Raw genomic sequence first — 15,623 nt, 5'->3', positions numbered from 1 at the left:
TCATGACCAATGACCAATGACTAATGACCAACGACCAACGACCAATGACTAATTCGCCATGCATTTAAAAAATCGTCTTTTCTGGATTGCTGCCTTCATCGCTTTTTTCTTAGACCAAATAACAAAGTACTGGGTAGTACAAAGCTTTAGCTTGGGGCAGACACTACCACTATTGCCTGGTATATTTCACTTCACGTATGTCACTAACACTGGTGCGGCTTTTAGTCTATTGAGCGGGAAAGTAGAGTGGTTGCGCTGGCTGTCTTTAGGAGTGAGTTTAGTATTGATAGCATTGGCGTTAATTGGCCCAACATTAAATTTGTGGGATCAGTTAGGCTATGGCTTGATTTTAGGTGGAGCTATGGGCAACGGTATCGATCGTTTTGTTTTAGGCTACGTCGTTGATTTTCTTGATTTTCGCCTGATTAACTTTGCTGTATTTAATGTGGCAGATTCATTTATCAGTATTGGTATTGTTTGCCTGTTAATTGCTTCCTTGCAAAAAACACCGACTTCAACTGGCAGATCCCATTAAACTATTAAGCCTGGGATGATTAATCCCAGGCTATTGACTTAGTGAAACCCTTGCTTAGTCTTATATCCGAAGACTTTACGTATAAGGTTTTATCAATTTTTATTTTTCATCTGACACCAGTTTGCATAACTGGTGCAAGAGTTCAAGAAAGATGCACCGACGATCGCTGATGGCAAACTAGTATTTAGATTACGCCCCAGCTTTAAATTTAGTTACCTGTGGTAGGAGTTTTTGGCGAACTAGAGCCAGGAGTACTAGGAGAGCCACCTGGTTCAATAGTGCTGCCAGGAGTGCCAGGAGTGCCAGGTTGTTCAGGTGTAGTTGAGCTACCTGGTTCGGTAGTGCTGCCAGGAGTAGTAGGTGAGCCTTCAGGAGTGTTTGGAGTAACGCTTCCTGGTGCTGGAGTTAGGTTGCTAGGTGCGCCTTCAGGAGTGGTTGAGCTTCCTGGTGCTGGAGTTAAGTTGCTAGGTGCGCCTTCAGGAGTGGTTGGAGTAACGCTTCCTGGTGCTGGAGTTAAGTTGCTAGGTGCGCCAGGTGCCGGTGGGGTTATGCTTCCTGGTGCTGGAGTGGTTTCGGGAGTGCCAGATTCAGGAGGAGTGGTTCCTGGTGCAGTTGTGCTATCAGGAGTGGTGGTGCTATCAGGCGTTGTTGTTTCTGCTGGTGTTGTTTCTGCTGGTACTGTAGTGCTACCAGGAGCGCTAGGGGTGGCTGCTGTGCCGCCGGAACAGCGCGAGTTGAGCGGAAAATGCTCGCACAGAATTTTCATCCCTTCTGGCGACATTTTAATTTCCGCTGGTGCACTAGTGGAGTCGCTACTAGATTGGGCTATGGGGGATTTACTGGATTGGGCTACAGCAATATTAGTGGTAAGTGCCAAAGATAAAGCTGTACCAATCAGGGTCAGAGATTTTCCCATCATTCTGAAATTAACCTCAACAGAACACTCGCCCTATTAAAGCAGCTAACTAAGATTTAGAAAATCCTCCTAAATGAAGATATTTAGGTTTGTTTCAGAATATGTGGATATGTAAAATTGGTAACAATTAAATTCAGTTGTTTGTTACTAGCTAGTGTCTAAAAAGACAAAAGGGAAAATTATACTTGTAGTTATCGAACGAATAACACTAGCTAATTATAAGCCTTTGAGAATATAAAAGAAATTTTTCTTATATAAAGAAGTGATTAAAATCACAAATAAATTCTAGCCATAAGACAAGATTAAGTATAAATTAAATCAATAAAGTCCCGTATAGCTAATTTATGCTTTGGCTTATGAGTAAAATGATGAAAGATTAACATCTAAAATTGATTGTAATTCGCCCGATTCTTCATTAAAAACTGTGATGTGAATAGCCGATGAGTTCTCCCCAACCCCCTCACAAGCCACAAACGTTACTAGGTCAACTGACTCAAGCAGTACATACGATTCAAGCTAGGGTCGATTTTTCAAAATTGGCGCTCAAGCCTAATGCCAAAGTACCAGAACTTTGGGTGCAGGATGCGGGGGCGGATAAAGCAGAGGTATATCCACTGTTGGGCGATCGCTATATTCTCGGTCGTAGTTCCAAATCCAGCGATATCGTTATCCGTAACCCTGTTGTCAGCCAAATTCACCTGTCACTATCGCGGAATTCTACTCAACGCACACCAGTTTTCACGATCAAAGATGAAAACTCTACCAATGGGATTTATCGTGGCAAGCGTCGTGTTAGCTCCCTAGAACTGCGTCACGGCGATATTCTGACTCTGGGGCCTCCAGAACTAGCCGCTTCTGTACGGTTGCAATATGTCGATCCACCAGCATGGTATGTCAAAGCTGCAAGTTGGACAGCTTATGGAGTTGGTGGTGTCAGTGCCCTGTTAACGTTAGTGATTGGCGTCGAATGGCTGAAATTTTCAGTCAAACCTCTACCGACAGCGACACGCGCCCCAGTAGTTGTTTATGCCCGTGATGGAGCCACTCCTCTGAGAGAGCCTCGAACAATCTCTCATGTAGACATGAAGCGATTAGAGGAGTTTGGCCCTTATTTGCCTGCTGCGGTAGTGGCTTCAGAGGATAGTCGTTATTACTGGCACTTTGGGGTTGATCCTCTGGGGATTTTACGAGCTGTGTTGATTAATAGCCGCAGCGGAGATGTGCAACAAGGAGCCAGCACTGTCACCCAGCAAGTTGCCCGCAGTTTGTTCCGCGAGTATGTAGGTAGACAGGATACCCTTGGCCGCAAATTGCGGGAGGCAGTTGTCGCCCTAAAGCTCGAAACCTTTTACAGCAAAGATGATATTTTGCTGATGTACTTAAATCGGGTTTTTTTGGGAGGAGATACCTCTGGCTTTGAGGATGCAGCCCGATATTACTTTGAAAAGTCGGCTAAAGAATTAACTTTGGCAGAAGCAGCAACATTGGTAGGAATTTTACCAGCCCCCAACGCCTTCGATTTTTGTGGGGATGGGCCAAATAAGCTAGAAGCGGCCGAATACCGAAATCGTGTGATTAAGCGGTTGCTGGAGATGGGCAAAATTAAACCAGAGGATGCGAACCGGGCTAGACGCTCCACTGTCCAAATTAGTCCTAAAGTCTGCGAACAGCAAGCTAAAACGATCGCACCTTATTTTTACAGTTACGTCTTCTCTGAACTCGAATCAATTTTAGGGGAGGGAGCTGCAAGAGAGGGAAACTATATCATTGAAACCAAGCTCGATCCAACGATACAGAGACAAGCAGAATCAGCATTGAATAATTCGGTCAACAACTCTGGTAGAAATTTTAATTTTTCTCAAGGGGCTGTGGTAACTCTTGACTCTAGTACAGGCAGTATCCTCGCAATGGTAGGCGGGACTGATTACAAAAAAAGTCAGTTCAATCGTGCTGTTCAAGCTAAAAGACAACCAGGTTCCACCTTCAAAATCTTTGCTTACACTGCTGCTATTCAACAGGGAATTTCGCCATCCAACAGTTATTCCTGCGCCCCTTTCACTTGGCAAGGCTTTACTTATAAACCCTGTCGTGCTGGTGCTGACACGAGTTTAGATATTGCCACCGGACTGGCGCTTTCAGAAAATCCCATCGCCTTGCGAGTTGCCAAACAAGTTGGGCTGGATAAAGTTGTGGCCATGGCGCAGCGTTTGGGGATAAAATCAAACCTCGATCCAGTTCCCGGCTTGGTACTGGGTCAAAGTGTAGTTAATGTTTTGGAAATGACTGGTGCTTTTGGCGCTATTGGCAATCGCGGTGTGTTGAATCCTCCCCATGCCATTAGCCGAATTTTAGACAGTGGTGATTGCAGCGATCGCAATGATATCAAAACCTGTCGTGTAATCTACTCTTTCGACCAAGATCCAGGTGCCAACAAACGAGTGTTGAAAAATGATGTCGCTGATGAAATGACTAGTTTGATGCGCGGTGTAATCGCAAGAGGCACTGGTCGTAGTGCTGCCATTGGACTAGGGGAAGCTGGTAAAACTGGCACGACTGATAAAAACGTTGACTTGTGGTTTATTGGTTTTATCCCCAGTCAGCGACTTGTAACTGGCGTTTGGCTGGGAAACGACAATAATTCCCCGACATCTGGCAGCAGCGCTCAAGCGGCTCAGTTGTGGGGAAATTATATGCGGAGAATTACAAGGTAAACGGGGATTGGGCATTGGGCATTGGGAACTATTGATCTATAAGCGATCGATGGACTCTTGTGAGAAGACCTGATTTTGAGGACTTAGAATAGACGGTTCGGTTAAAGGGGAAAGGTGAAAGGTGAAAGGTTTTGAATACATCCTTTCCCCTTTACCCGCAAACCCATTCCCCAGACCACAAAGAAAGTGAAAAATGCTTATCCGAACCGTATTGAGACCTGCTGTGTCTTCTCAAATTCACAAAGGATTTAAAATATAAAAAATATCTTTGAGCAAAGTGACTCAAACAGATGTGAATCAAAACGGGGCAATGCCACAAAGCAGCGAACCAACTTATTACTCCCTGCTAGGACTGCATCCCTGGGCATCGGTAATTGACATTCGTCGCGCTTATCGGCAACTTAGCAAGGTCTATCATCCTGATACTACAGACTTGCCGACTGCGATCGCTACTCCCAAATTTCAGCAAATCAATGAAGCTTACGCCACCCTTAGCCATCCAGAACGCCGATTAAGCTACGATTTGAAAATTGGCTATTCCCGCTTTGGAGTGATTCAACCACCCCCTGATTTGAATCATCCCGTCTCGCGTTCTCATGACTGGTCAAAATCAGCTTACCTTGATGCGAGCGATCGCCCCTTATCATCTGGCGAAATCTTCGCTTTATTTATGCTGGTGTTAACATTTGTAGGTTGTTTGTTATTAGCAGTTGCCATTGGCTTAACTCGTGGCGAGGCTGCGATCCATTCCCATTTGCTGCAACCAAATACATTTGTACAACAGCAGATTACCTATATGTCGCAACTAATTGCCCATCCGATAATTAAAAATTAAACAATTCCCTAATCCAAAATCTAAAATTCCTATGGCTCTTCTTCCCTCTGATACTCCTCTATATAATCATCCCCTACCACAAATTGAGCAGTGGCTAAAAGACCAAGGCTGTCAACAAGATGAAACACAAAGGCATTGCTGGCGTGTACAGCGACCTAATTGGCAAGCTGAATTATGGCTTGATGTTGAGCAAATTGTAGTGCGATATGTTCAATCTGGGGAAAATGGACAAGATATCCAACGCTCATTCAAGTATTCTCTTAGTCGGGATGATGTAGAACAAGCTGTGTTTTCTGGGCCATAAGGAAGTGCTTATGTACTATTGGTAGAGCTTCCAATGAGCCTGTTACAGGGCAGCAACCCTGTAACGGGAATTATGTATCAGATTTTGTTACCAATGCTTTAGGAGTAAGTTGGCTACAAATTTCCAGTAGTCTATTAACAGCACGCGCAGCCGAAAACTTTTCCGCAACATATTGGCTGGACTGAAAACCTCGCTTAATTGCTTCATCTGGATTATCTAAGCAATATCGCATACATTTGGCTAATTCTTCTGCATCTTCATTTTCAAAAAATAGGCTGTGCGGCCCTCCTACTTCTGACAATCCTCCCATTTTTGAGACAATCGAGCAGGTTTGAACGCTAGAGGCTTCTTGCACTACGTAAGGTGCTGGATCTTGCCAACGGGATGGAGCAATTAAAGCCAAAGCATCTTGAACTTTTAGAAGTACTTCTTTTTGAGGAACTTTACCTAAAAAATTAACTTTGTTGGCAATTCCTAAATCAGACGTTAGCTGTTTTAATTCCTGAGATTGTTCGCCATCGCCAATAATAGTAATTTTAAATTCTTTATTTTCATCTTGTAAAATCCGCGCTGCTTTTAATAAAATATCTACACCTTTATCTGTAGCTAATCTACCGACAAAAATAAAATTATATGGCTGAGAGAAATTTTCTAAAGTTTTAAGCTGGTTTTCCGACTTGATTTCAATGGGATTATATAAAGTATCAACTGGCCAAGGAAAAGCAGAAGATTCTCCTAAAAAGTTACTACAAGCCGTATGATAATCGGCTAAGAAGGCAGTAGAAAGCCGGGTGATTAGGCGTGCCCATTTGATAAAAGTGTGTAATTTCCACTTTAATGGATAATTAGCTTTCGGCAATGTGTGTTTAAATTCAGCTTTTAAACGTTGCGTCAACTTCATCTGCTCATAACTAGTATGAGTAGATTGATAAAGGGAATAATGATATTTAATAATTATCTTTTTTCGCAAGGCTTTACATAACAAAGTAAACAATAAGTCATTGGAATTCATGTGTACTATATCTGCCCAAACAATATAACTAAACCATTTAGCGATATTATCTTGTCTGGTAGAAATAGTTTTAACTTCAATTAATCTAGCTTCCAACTCAGGAATAATAGAATAAATGTAAGTTAAAACTCCACTAATTTCATTGTCGTAATGACGGTGTTGAATTAATATTTTCATACTAGTTATAAATTTCCCCACCCACCTACTTATATGCAGAAAGTTGGGAACAGGATTTTTGCCGATAGTTATAGTTATATAATTCCCGCAGATACTGCTAAAGTACCATTCTCTTCGCTACAGGCTAAAAGTATAGTCTGACAGTAGTGGGTAAAATTATCATCAATTTGAAATACCTGCCGATCAACCTGAGATGTCACCCAAACAGGAACCAAAAGCCATTATCCCCAACTTGACTTCGTAGCGTCTACTTATGAGAGAGAAGTAACAAGCCGCACTATCGCTTCGACTGTCATAGCTTCTTGGAAGAATTTGTTTGGAAAAACAAGTGCTGATATACGTCTTTACATACCCAATGACCAATGACCAATGGCTAATGACTAATAATTAATTTCTTTCCACCCATGCATGGATGCTATGCCTTTTGTAACCCATTCGATCACAATTGGGGGAGCTTCTGATATCAAAATACTAGGATAAACTGCTGCACCCCAATCGGGATGAACTAACACACGGCATTGATTTTTAATCACTGGATAGTTGAGCAAAGCTTTGACAACTGCTGTGTCGTCGTGAGGAATTGCTCCGGGATGGGAGAGTAAAGGATAGCCTGTACGAGGGTCAATCAGGTCAGTTAAATAACCGCGATCGCGCAGATTAAATGCTAGATCGCAGCCAAATCTCATAAACTTTTCTCGTAAGCGTTCTTTCTCTGACTCTACTTCTGCTGTCTTTTCGACTAATTGATAACGCGATTGCTGTAATACAATCACTACTCGTAAAAATGGCTGCCGTTTCCAATCTGGTAATATCCGTTCGCAGTTAGCACAGATATATTGACTGGGAGCATGAATTGAAATTTGAACCGCTTGTCCTGTTTCGCCAACTAAATTAATGGGACAGGCTTGCTCCGAAGTGTAAACTTTGGGATAGTTCACTAAATTGATTCGGCTTATACAAATTTTTTAATTTAATCTACGGTATAGATGATACCTCTTAAAAGTTAAGAAAAATCATCATTTTTCTATAATATGTTACTTTTTTGGGAAGCAGTTAATAATAATTTGAGAAATTTAATCCGAATTTTATCCTTTATTAACCTGTTCTCATGGAATTTGCTGCGATCGCTCTGGGTATTGGCATAGATGCAGGGTGTGTTAGACAAGCGATGCCTATGCCTAGCTACGCCTACGCAGATGAAATATGTTCGATCAAAATCCCAAAAAAATAACGCAGGTTGGAGTAAGCAGAAAATAACAAAAGTAATTATGTCTGCCAGAAGATATTTCAGCTATGTAGGCTAATTTCTATAGCACCCAATTAATTGAGTTTTAAAGAATTCACCGGCACTTCATCCCAAGAATCGACTGTCCGTAATCGCGCTACCCAACCTGCGGCCTTTTGCGTCTTGGTCAAATTATTCTCAAAAGAATCATGACAATCTTTAGCTTGAGATTCATTACGAGTGGCAATACAGGCATGAATCATCCCAGACGGATCAATTTGCTCATTTACCCAAATAGTCATGGAATATTTCCTCAATAACTGTAGCGAACAAAGCTATTCGTCATTTTAGAATACTATTAAAGTCAAAAGTGTTAGAGCAAAATTCGGTAACAAATAGTGAACTAATCCCAATTACCGATTACTAATTTACAATTACCCAGTTCCGCTTCATTTATTCGGCAGATATAGGACTCATATTTGATTTCTGAAAAAACTCAGTACACCTTAGAAAGCTTTCTTTCCTGTTCCCTATTTCCTGCCTACGCAAGTAAATTCAGGAATCAAACCGGATTCCTATATGATTTCTCTCCTCTTTCGTAGCGACGGCGGTAGAGTAATTCTAACTGTCCACCATATTCTTGAATCCAGGCAATCTGCCGCTGGTAGAGTCCTCGGAAGGTATTGGCAAATAATAGTGTAAAGATTGCCACTACCAACCCTGATGCTGTAGATACTAAAGCTTCACTAATTCCAGCTGTTACACCTGTTGTTTTACTACCTCCCACATCTCCGATATTCAGAGAGGCAAAAGAGTTAATTAATCCTAATACAGTGCCGAGAAGTCCTAACAGAGGTGCAAGACCAATAATTGTCTCAAAAATATTTTGGGAGCGCTTGAGCAAGGGGATTTCGGCTTGTGCTTCACTTTCCAATGCCAAACGAAATTCCTCTGGTGTTGGCTCCTCTAATTCTAAAGCTGCTAAAAAAATCCGAGCTAAGGGTAAATCAGTATTTTTCTGCAATTTATCTAAAGCACTAACTACATTATCAAGACGATAAAGGTGTAGCACCTCTCGTACCACCTTGTTTTGCCGATTATTTATCTTTATCCAAAAGATGATACGTTCGATAATTAGCGCTACCCCTAACAAAGAGAATGCCAGCAGAGGCCACATGACCACGCCACCTGCTGTAAACAGATTACTAATTTCCATCTACTCTTTTTAACTCCTCAACAACGCTAGGTTAACAGATTGTTGAGATGGAGAGGTTTAACGCTGAATTGTAAACACAATGCTACATATTGTGCTGCTGGTTTACTAAACTTTACGTGCCTATTAATATTGTTCGTATGGATGAACGGACAAAAAATCTATTTTTCTTGGCAGGTGAGGAAAATATTATAGAGATACAATCCTAACGGTAAATGGAGATATATAGGATGAGCAAGCCTAATTTTCATGCAATGAGTCAGAAAGATTTACATGATTACGTTCTTGCTCATCGGTAAGATCGGGAAGCCTTCTATGCTTATGTGGATAGGCTGCATGTCGAAGGTAATTGGATTGAAATGCCACCGTTAGAGTCAGAACAGGATTTAGAAAATCATCCTCAGTTCATTGAGCGTATTCGCAGCAGTTCTAAGCCACAAGATGAAGCAGTTTAAGGCTTACAGCAGCTTTTCTGCTATCCTCAGTTTCGCCGATCGCGATCGCGGATTCTGACTAATTTCTTCTTCTGTCGCAATAATCGGCTTTTTTGTCAAGACTTTTAATAAAGGTGAATTTCTTAAACCATGCTTCACCGGACGGTCTTCCAAACTGTGGAAACTGATAATTGCAATTCTACCGCCAGGTACAAGGGCATTTGGTGCTTTATCCAAAAAGGTTTCTAGAGATTTTAACTCATCGTTGACGACAATTCGCAAAGCTTGAAAAACACGCGTGGCCGGGTGAATTCTCCCATAACGGTATTTGGGAGGAACAGAAGAAGCGATCGCATCAGCCAATTCTGTAGTCGTGTGCAACGGTCGCCGTTCTACAATACGACGAGCAATGCGCCGCGATAATCTCTCTTCACCGTACTTAAAGAAAATATCAGCTAATTCTGCTTCATCCCAATTATTAATCACATCAGCAGCAGTTAGCGATCGTCCCCGATCCATTCGCATATCCAAATTTGCAGCTTGGCGAAAGCTGAAACCCCGCTCTGCTCGATCTAAATGGTAAGAACTTACCCCCAAATCGGCTAAAATACCATCGAAAGTGTTGGGGGGAAATTCGTAGTCAGCAAAATTGCGATGAATAAATTGTATGCGATCGCCAAACTCTGCTAATTCTTTCCTCGCTGCTGCTAAAGCATCCTCATCTTGGTCAATTGCCGTTACCCGCACATCCGCCGCAGCTTCTAAGATTAGGCGACTATGACCACCACCGCCTACCGTCGTATCAAGATAATGACCTCCTGGAGATACCGCTAGACCTGCGATCGTTTCCTGCGGTAACACTGGTAGATGGGAAAATATCGGTTCTTCAATAGCTAGCTGACGATTCATGAGACTTAGGGCAAAAAACCACAGATGAACTTTAATTATGTATTCTTTTGTTTGTGTCTTTGTGGTTTCTAGCTAAAAAATAGTTTTTAAACCACTAAGACACAAAAGAAAATATCATAAACTCAACACTCAACGTCAACTTTGAATGTTGAGCTTTAAGCATCTGTAGTGCTATTTTTTACCTTTTTTTTGGTAAATCATCGAATTTGATATCCGTTTTAATTTTTTCTCCATACTTAAATTACTATTTAAAATAAAAATGAATACATTATCGGGCAATTCATTTTCCTTTAATAAGCTCTGAACAATTTTAGAGTTATCGGTTTCATAAATACGACTACCTTCCCAAAAACTAAATCCACGCTTCACAGCTAGAACATAAAGTGGTTTTTCAGGAAAATATTGCAGATTCTTTTTAACTAAATAAGCAGTTATTATCTGCGGGTGATGAGATAACTGCTGACGAAGCTTATTTACCTCTATCTCAGAGATATTATGAGGGTCAAATTTATCATTTCTTTTCAAACTAGAGCGCTCTTTCTGTGCTTTTAAAATTAATTTATGATAATTTTCTGCACGTTCTTGATAAGACTTTGCCTCATTGTTTTTACCTTGGTTTGTAAGAAAATCGCAAATTATCTGACAACCTACTATAACTATATTTGAGTCTTGCTCTATTGCCTTCTCAATGTATTCTATTCCAGTCGCATCTTGTTTTTTTAATAATATTTGACCTAGTAAATAATTAGCTGATGCATGATAAGCATCACGATGAATAATTTCTTGTAATAGAGGTATAACAGCTTCTTCGCCTTCAAGTTCCAATGTCAAAAATGCTCGCTGACTAGCTTCTTCTAAAGTTAGCTGTTGTTTTTGCGATTTGTGATTTAAATCTTTTAATGTAGCTATCGAATTTTGAAACTCAGCATATTTTTGTCGCCAAGGTGTTGCTATCTTTTCTCGTCAATCTTGACTAAAAGAATCAATAAAGCTTTCTAATTTATCTCCTAAAAATTCTTGGGCAGCACTAATTTCAATTGGTGCAAAGATAGCTAATTCCTGCTGAATATCGGCGATATATCCCAAGGCTTTTAATCTATCTGTCAGGCAAGGGTGAGTATCAGCATTGTTGGTTTTTGCCGATAAAGCTTCACTTAAATAAGTACTTATGATTTCCTGATGAAGTCTCTGGCTTAAAGCCTGCTTCATATCCATATAAGTCATTTTTGGTGGTTCAATATCTGTCTGTATTTGTTTATAAATACTAGACCAAAAATATCTTTCTAAAAATCTAGATTTGACCTGAAAACTTATCAAAGTTTTAGCAATATTTTGTTCTCCCATTAAATCAACAGCACATCTATCTGCTTCATATTCATCCATTCGTGCTAATACAAAAGAATAGGCATTAAAAAATGGAATGTACCATATCAAAAACAGTTGAAAAATTAACAATGATAGATCGTGTCCACTTTGTTGGAGTCCCTTAAGAATGCGATACCAAGTTTCGCGCTGGCGATAAATCCAACCACTAAAGCGGCTGTGATTTCCTGATAAATGTCCCAGTTCATGGGCTAAGACGGCACGAAATTGCTCGGGCGGCAGTGCTAGCATTAGCGGTAGACCTACAATTAAGTAATTTTGCTGCCATCCCAGCAAACCTAAGCCTGGTATTTGGACAACTGCTGCATTAAAATCGTTGGTCAGTAGAATGTGGTGAAACTGTGGAGCTTTTAGCTTCGATGAGATTTCGTTAATTAAAGAATAGAGATTGGGTACATCATTGGGTTGCAGTGGTAAACCTGTCGGTGGGGGAAAAGAAACCCAAAGCGATCGCACTAATACAAATGCTAAGGTCACGCAAAACAGAAGACCTGTCAAAGATAACTTAGAAATTGACTGAGCATTAAGTATCCCAAAGATAATACCTACCAGCAGAGTCAACGTTACAGCTAGAACCAAAAATATATATGCGTAGCCCAAAGTAGCCAAAAAAGCAACGTGCAATTTATAAAGATGCGGTTGTTTCTTAGCAAAAACTTCTAACTTTTGAATTAGCCGATCAAAACGCTCTTGATTGAAAGCCATAAATATGTATCAGCCTCATAAAACTGTAATATAGCTGACACAATATCTCTATAGCTTACGTAGAAACTCAGAAGTCAATAGTTATCATTGAAAAAACGCATCTTCTTTTACCCCGTTCTCCCAGCACCATGAGATAAAAAAATTCGATGCCTTAATTAAGTGCATATCGAGCTTCCATATAATAGTTGAAGAAGTGCAACAAAATTAAACATCAAATCAAATTCCTCTTCCCACAACCCTTACTTTGGCTTGACAAACAAGATAAATTGGGTCTAGTTGGCATCTGCGCGGTTGAATTCAATATTTTCACGAACGGAGAACACGAAATCTATGACCAGACTAGAAACCCGCACCGAACCTATGGTGCTAAACATGGGGCCACACCACCCCTCAATGCACGGGGTTCTGCGGCTAATCATGACTCTGGATGGCGAGGATGTCGTTGACTGTGAACCAGTTATCGGCTATTTGCACCGGGGAATGGAAAAAATTGCTGAGAACCGCACTAATGTAATGTACGTCCCTTACGTTAGTCGCTGGGACTACGCGGCGGGAATGTTCAACGAAGCCGTCACTGTCAACGCCCCAGAAAAGCTTGCAGGTGTTGCTGTTCCCAAACGTGCTAGCTACATCCGCGTCATCATGCTGGAGTTGAACCGCATTGCTAACCACTTGTTGTGGTTTGGCCCCTTCCTAGCTGACGTAGGCGCACAAACTCCCTTCTTCTACCAGTTCCGGGAACGGGAGATGATTTATGATTTGTGGGAAGCTGCCACAGGTTATCGGATGGTGAATAATAACTACTTCCGTGTTGGTGGAGTAGCAGCCGATTTACCTTACGGTTGGGTAGATAAGTGTCTAGAATTTTGCGAGTACTTATTACCCAAAATCGATGAGTACGAACGCTTAGTAACCGATAACCCTATCTTCCGGCGACGTGTTGAGGGACTTGGTACTATCACCCGTGAAGAAGCAATTAACTGGGGACTTTCTGGTCCCATGTTACGTGCATCTGGCGTGCAATGGGATTTGCGGAAAGTTGACCATTACGAATGCTACGACGATTTCGACTGGGATGTGCAGTGGGAAACCGCCGGTGATTGCTTTGCTCGTTACGTAGTGCGGATGCGGGAAATGCGCGAATCTGTGAAGATTATTCGCCAAGCAATTAAAGGACTTCCTGGCGGCCCTTACGAAAATCTGGAAGCAAAGCGTTTAGCCGCAGGTAAAAAATCCGAGTGGGACGCATTTGATTACCAATTCATCGGCAAAAAAGTTTCCCCGACTTTCAAGATGCCCAAAGGTGAAATCTACGCCCGTGTAGAAAGTGGCAAAGGTGAATTGGGAATTTATTTGGTTGGCGATGATAATGTTTTCCCTGCACGTTGGAAGATTCGCGCCGCAGATTTCAACAATCTCCAAATCGTTCCACATTTACTGCGCGGCATGAAGGTTGCAGATATTGTGGTGATTCTCGGCAGTGTTGACGTAATTATGGGGTCTGTGGATAGGTAGAGTAAATATCTATCTCAGTAATTTTTAGAGCAGTTGTATTACAATGCAACTGCTCTATTTTTTTGATTTTTGAGTACTTAACTGTATCACTAATCGATCAAACGCGCTTACCAAACGAATAGACTTCTTGCATAAGTCGGGTAAAGGGTAAGGGTTAAAGGGAAAAGGGATAGAATTAACATTCCCCTTTCCCGACCTCTTGCAAAAGGCACTTTTGCAAGAGGTCTAATATACATTGCTGAAGATTTGCAAACCTGTCGTTTTAGTCTATTGAAAGTCAGACAGTTGGTTCCTGGTATTTGACTCCTCGTTTTTGATGACGGTCATTAGCAACGATAGGATAAACAATGCTGCGTAACCGATTAATTGCACCGACCGGACGATGCACTGCTAAACCATTCCCAGGAGAAAAACTGAGATTTTCTGCAAAGTCATTATCTTTAGCAGAATTAACCTTCTGATGCTTAACCGTTAGGCGACCAACTGTAATGAAGGGTGATTCCTCTTCACTCCAAACAATGGTGGTATCATCAATGGACATTTCTGGGCTAGTTTGAAATTGAATTTGAAAGTCCCAACAATATTCAGCATCAGGCTTTGCTAAAGCTTGAATGATATCCTCTCGGTAATAATTGTCCTCTGAACCTGAGGCTTTGGCACGCTGAAGCTCACTTTCTGGTCTAGATTCGAGAGAAAGTTGTTGATGAGGTGGTTGACTGGAAACTGGAGTAAATGCATATTTAATCACAACCGGATATTCCACAGGAACTCTACCTGATTGAGATGGGTCAAAATCAGATTTGAGTCCCAAAGAATACGCTGAAGCACTCCAATAGCGTTCTGTGAGCAAACTCTTGGGAAAACGTTTGAAACTAGTTTGCAAAAGAGTGAATTCGTAGGGATGCAATTTTAGCCAAAAAAGCACCAACAGCTTAAAAAGCGGAAACAGTCCTGCTCGATAAACCGCCATAAAAAAGCTGTGGAAGTCTTTGATGGTTCTAACAAAAAAGAATTCAGTATTGTGGACAATAATATCTTGGGTTTGTAACTCGTGACTTTGCGGTAGTCGTTCTCCTTCTACCCCGATCGCCTTTACGGACATGGAGCGCGTATCCCCTTCATAATCATTCTTTACTGAAAACGCACCATTTGCAAATCGTAGCCAAACCGGATATTGTTTGGGTTTGGCAAATAAACCTTGTTTTAGGGAAATGGCTTGAAGTTGAGCTTCAGTTAATGAAGTGCGTTTGCTCAATTCCTGCTTAATTGCTGCTTCATCAAAGTCAAAGATTTCTAGAGTTCCTTGTACAGCAGCGTTAGTTTTGGAGTGAGTATCTCTCTTTGCAGTTTTTTTCTTCTCACCTCCGTAAAGATTTTCCATGTTCTTTTTGACTAGCTCACTCATGAGAGCGCAATATTTGGCTTCGTCTTTTTCTGGGTATTCGGTAAATAGTTTCATTTTTTTGAAAGGAGGATTAATTAATCAATTGAGTTTGTTCCAAGCTGCGATCGCTCGCTTGCAGTTATTGTCTAGTCAGCTTCGAGTGACAGAGTAAGAAGAGTATTATTAAGAGCGATCGCTCCACCATATTGGCTTTGTGAAAAATTGTAGGTTGGGTGAAGCAAAGCGCAACCCAACAAAGCTATGAAAATGTTGGGTTTCGTTCCTCAACCCAACCTACAAAACTACAAAACTTAAGGTTTTTGGCGCTAACCCAAGCGTATTGCCATACAAGACGCTACGCATAG

Annotated in this window: 15 protein-coding genes and 1 pseudogene; 7 read left to right on the top strand and 9 right to left on the bottom strand. The window is 41.3% G+C overall.

All coding sequences use genetic code 11. From position 1 onward, the window contains the following. The first annotated feature begins 58 nt into the window (after positions 1–58). Positions 59–535 carry a signal peptidase II gene (gene lspA / locus V7K53_RS33800; RefSeq protein ID WP_289795760.1) on the top strand — a complete coding sequence of 159 codons (477 nt, stop codon included), beginning with the start codon at positions 59–61 and terminating at the stop codon, positions 533–535. Between the two features lie 208 nt (positions 536–743). Here lspA and V7K53_RS33795 read toward each other — a convergent pair whose 3' ends face one another. Next, entirely contained in the window at positions 744–1,454 is a 711-nt protein-coding gene (locus V7K53_RS33795; protein WP_335201790.1) for a hypothetical protein, read from the bottom strand. 437 nt (positions 1,455–1,891) lie between these two features. On the opposite strand from V7K53_RS33795, the gene V7K53_RS33790 reads away from it, so the two are divergent. The 3 genes from V7K53_RS33790 to V7K53_RS33780 all read left to right on the top strand — a co-directional run bounded on the left by V7K53_RS33790 (position 1,892) and on the right by V7K53_RS33780 (position 5,301). Next, positions 1,892–4,162 (top strand): transglycosylase domain-containing protein, encoded by a 2,271-nt coding sequence (locus tag V7K53_RS33790; RefSeq protein ID WP_335201789.1) that lies wholly within the window; start codon positions 1,892–1,894, stop codon positions 4,160–4,162. A gap of 310 nt (positions 4,163–4,472) precedes the next feature. Continuing rightward, a complete protein-coding gene (locus tag V7K53_RS33785) occupies positions 4,473–4,997 on the top strand; it encodes a J domain-containing protein (RefSeq protein ID WP_335201830.1) in 525 nt (174 codons plus the stop codon). A gap of 31 nt (positions 4,998–5,028) precedes the next feature. After that, positions 5,029–5,301 carry a DUF3143 domain-containing protein gene (locus V7K53_RS33780; RefSeq protein ID WP_094351119.1) on the top strand — a complete coding sequence of 91 codons (273 nt, stop codon included), beginning with the start codon at positions 5,029–5,031 and terminating at the stop codon, positions 5,299–5,301. A gap of 70 nt (positions 5,302–5,371) precedes the next feature. Here V7K53_RS33780 and V7K53_RS33775 read toward each other — a convergent pair whose 3' ends face one another. The 4 genes from V7K53_RS33775 to V7K53_RS33760 all read right to left on the bottom strand — a co-directional run bounded on the left by V7K53_RS33775 (position 5,372) and on the right by V7K53_RS33760 (position 8,931). Continuing rightward, positions 5,372–6,490 carry a glycosyltransferase family 4 protein gene (locus V7K53_RS33775; RefSeq protein ID WP_335201788.1) on the bottom strand — a complete coding sequence of 373 codons (1,119 nt, stop codon included), beginning with the start codon at positions 6,488–6,490 and terminating at the stop codon, positions 5,372–5,374. A gap of 380 nt (positions 6,491–6,870) precedes the next feature. Continuing rightward, entirely contained in the window at positions 6,871–7,428 is a 558-nt protein-coding gene (locus V7K53_RS33770) for a methylmalonic aciduria and homocystinuria type D protein (protein ID WP_190240939.1), read from the bottom strand. Positions 7,429–7,810: 382 nt separating this feature from the next. Next, positions 7,811–8,017, bottom strand: a complete 207-nt coding sequence (locus tag V7K53_RS33765; RefSeq protein ID WP_094351122.1) for a glycogen debranching protein — start codon at positions 8,015–8,017, stop codon at positions 7,811–7,813. Between the two features lie 260 nt (positions 8,018–8,277). Continuing rightward, positions 8,278–8,931: a MotA/TolQ/ExbB proton channel family protein gene (locus V7K53_RS33760; RefSeq protein WP_335201787.1), complete on the bottom strand. Its 654-nt coding sequence runs from the start codon at positions 8,929–8,931 to the stop codon at positions 8,278–8,280. A 116-nt stretch (positions 8,932–9,047) separates the two neighbouring features. On the opposite strand from V7K53_RS33760, the gene V7K53_RS34195 reads away from it, so the two are divergent. Both V7K53_RS34195 and V7K53_RS34190 read left to right on the top strand, forming a co-directional pair. Beyond that, positions 9,048–9,137, top strand: coding sequence for a DUF6888 family protein (locus V7K53_RS34195; RefSeq protein WP_442940525.1), 90 nt, complete (start codon positions 9,048–9,050; stop codon positions 9,135–9,137). Positions 9,138–9,143: 6 nt separating this feature from the next. Next, positions 9,144–9,383, top strand: a pseudogene (locus V7K53_RS34190) (DUF6887 family protein). Between the two features lie 3 nt (positions 9,384–9,386). Here V7K53_RS34190 and rsmH read toward each other — a convergent pair. From rsmH to V7K53_RS33740, 3 genes are all read right to left on the bottom strand, one after another. Then, the gene (rsmH, locus tag V7K53_RS33750) at positions 9,387–10,271 is read right to left on the bottom strand and encodes a 16S rRNA (cytosine(1402)-N(4))-methyltransferase RsmH (protein ID WP_335201784.1); all 885 of its coding nucleotides are present in this window, start codon (positions 10,269–10,271) and stop codon (positions 9,387–9,389) included. A 171-nt stretch (positions 10,272–10,442) separates the two neighbouring features. Beyond that, positions 10,443–11,102, bottom strand: coding sequence for a hypothetical protein (locus V7K53_RS33745; protein WP_335201783.1), 660 nt, complete (start codon positions 11,100–11,102; stop codon positions 10,443–10,445). 132 nt (positions 11,103–11,234) lie between these two features. Beyond that, positions 11,235–12,359: a M48 family metallopeptidase gene (locus V7K53_RS33740; protein WP_335201782.1), complete on the bottom strand. Its 1,125-nt coding sequence runs from the start codon at positions 12,357–12,359 to the stop codon at positions 11,235–11,237. Between the two features lie 330 nt (positions 12,360–12,689). On the opposite strand from V7K53_RS33740, the gene V7K53_RS33735 reads away from it, so the two are divergent. Then, on the top strand, positions 12,690–13,874 hold the full coding sequence (locus V7K53_RS33735) for an NAD(P)H-quinone oxidoreductase subunit H (protein ID WP_229562223.1): 1,185 nt from the start codon (positions 12,690–12,692) through the stop codon (positions 13,872–13,874). A 277-nt stretch (positions 13,875–14,151) separates the two neighbouring features. Here the strand turns inward: V7K53_RS33735 and V7K53_RS33730 are convergent, their stop codons facing one another. Continuing rightward, positions 14,152–15,333, bottom strand: coding sequence for a catalase (locus V7K53_RS33730; RefSeq protein ID WP_335201781.1), 1,182 nt, complete (start codon positions 15,331–15,333; stop codon positions 14,152–14,154). Between the last annotated feature and the right edge of the window lie 290 nt (positions 15,334–15,623).

Origin of the sequence: Nostoc sp. (genome assembly GCF_036917355.1) — a bacterium.
Lineage (GTDB): Bacteria > Cyanobacteriota > Cyanobacteriia > Cyanobacteriales > Nostocaceae > Nostoc.
The sequence above is the reverse complement of the archived record's forward strand: the minus strand, read 5'-3'. Positions and strand labels throughout refer to the sequence as shown.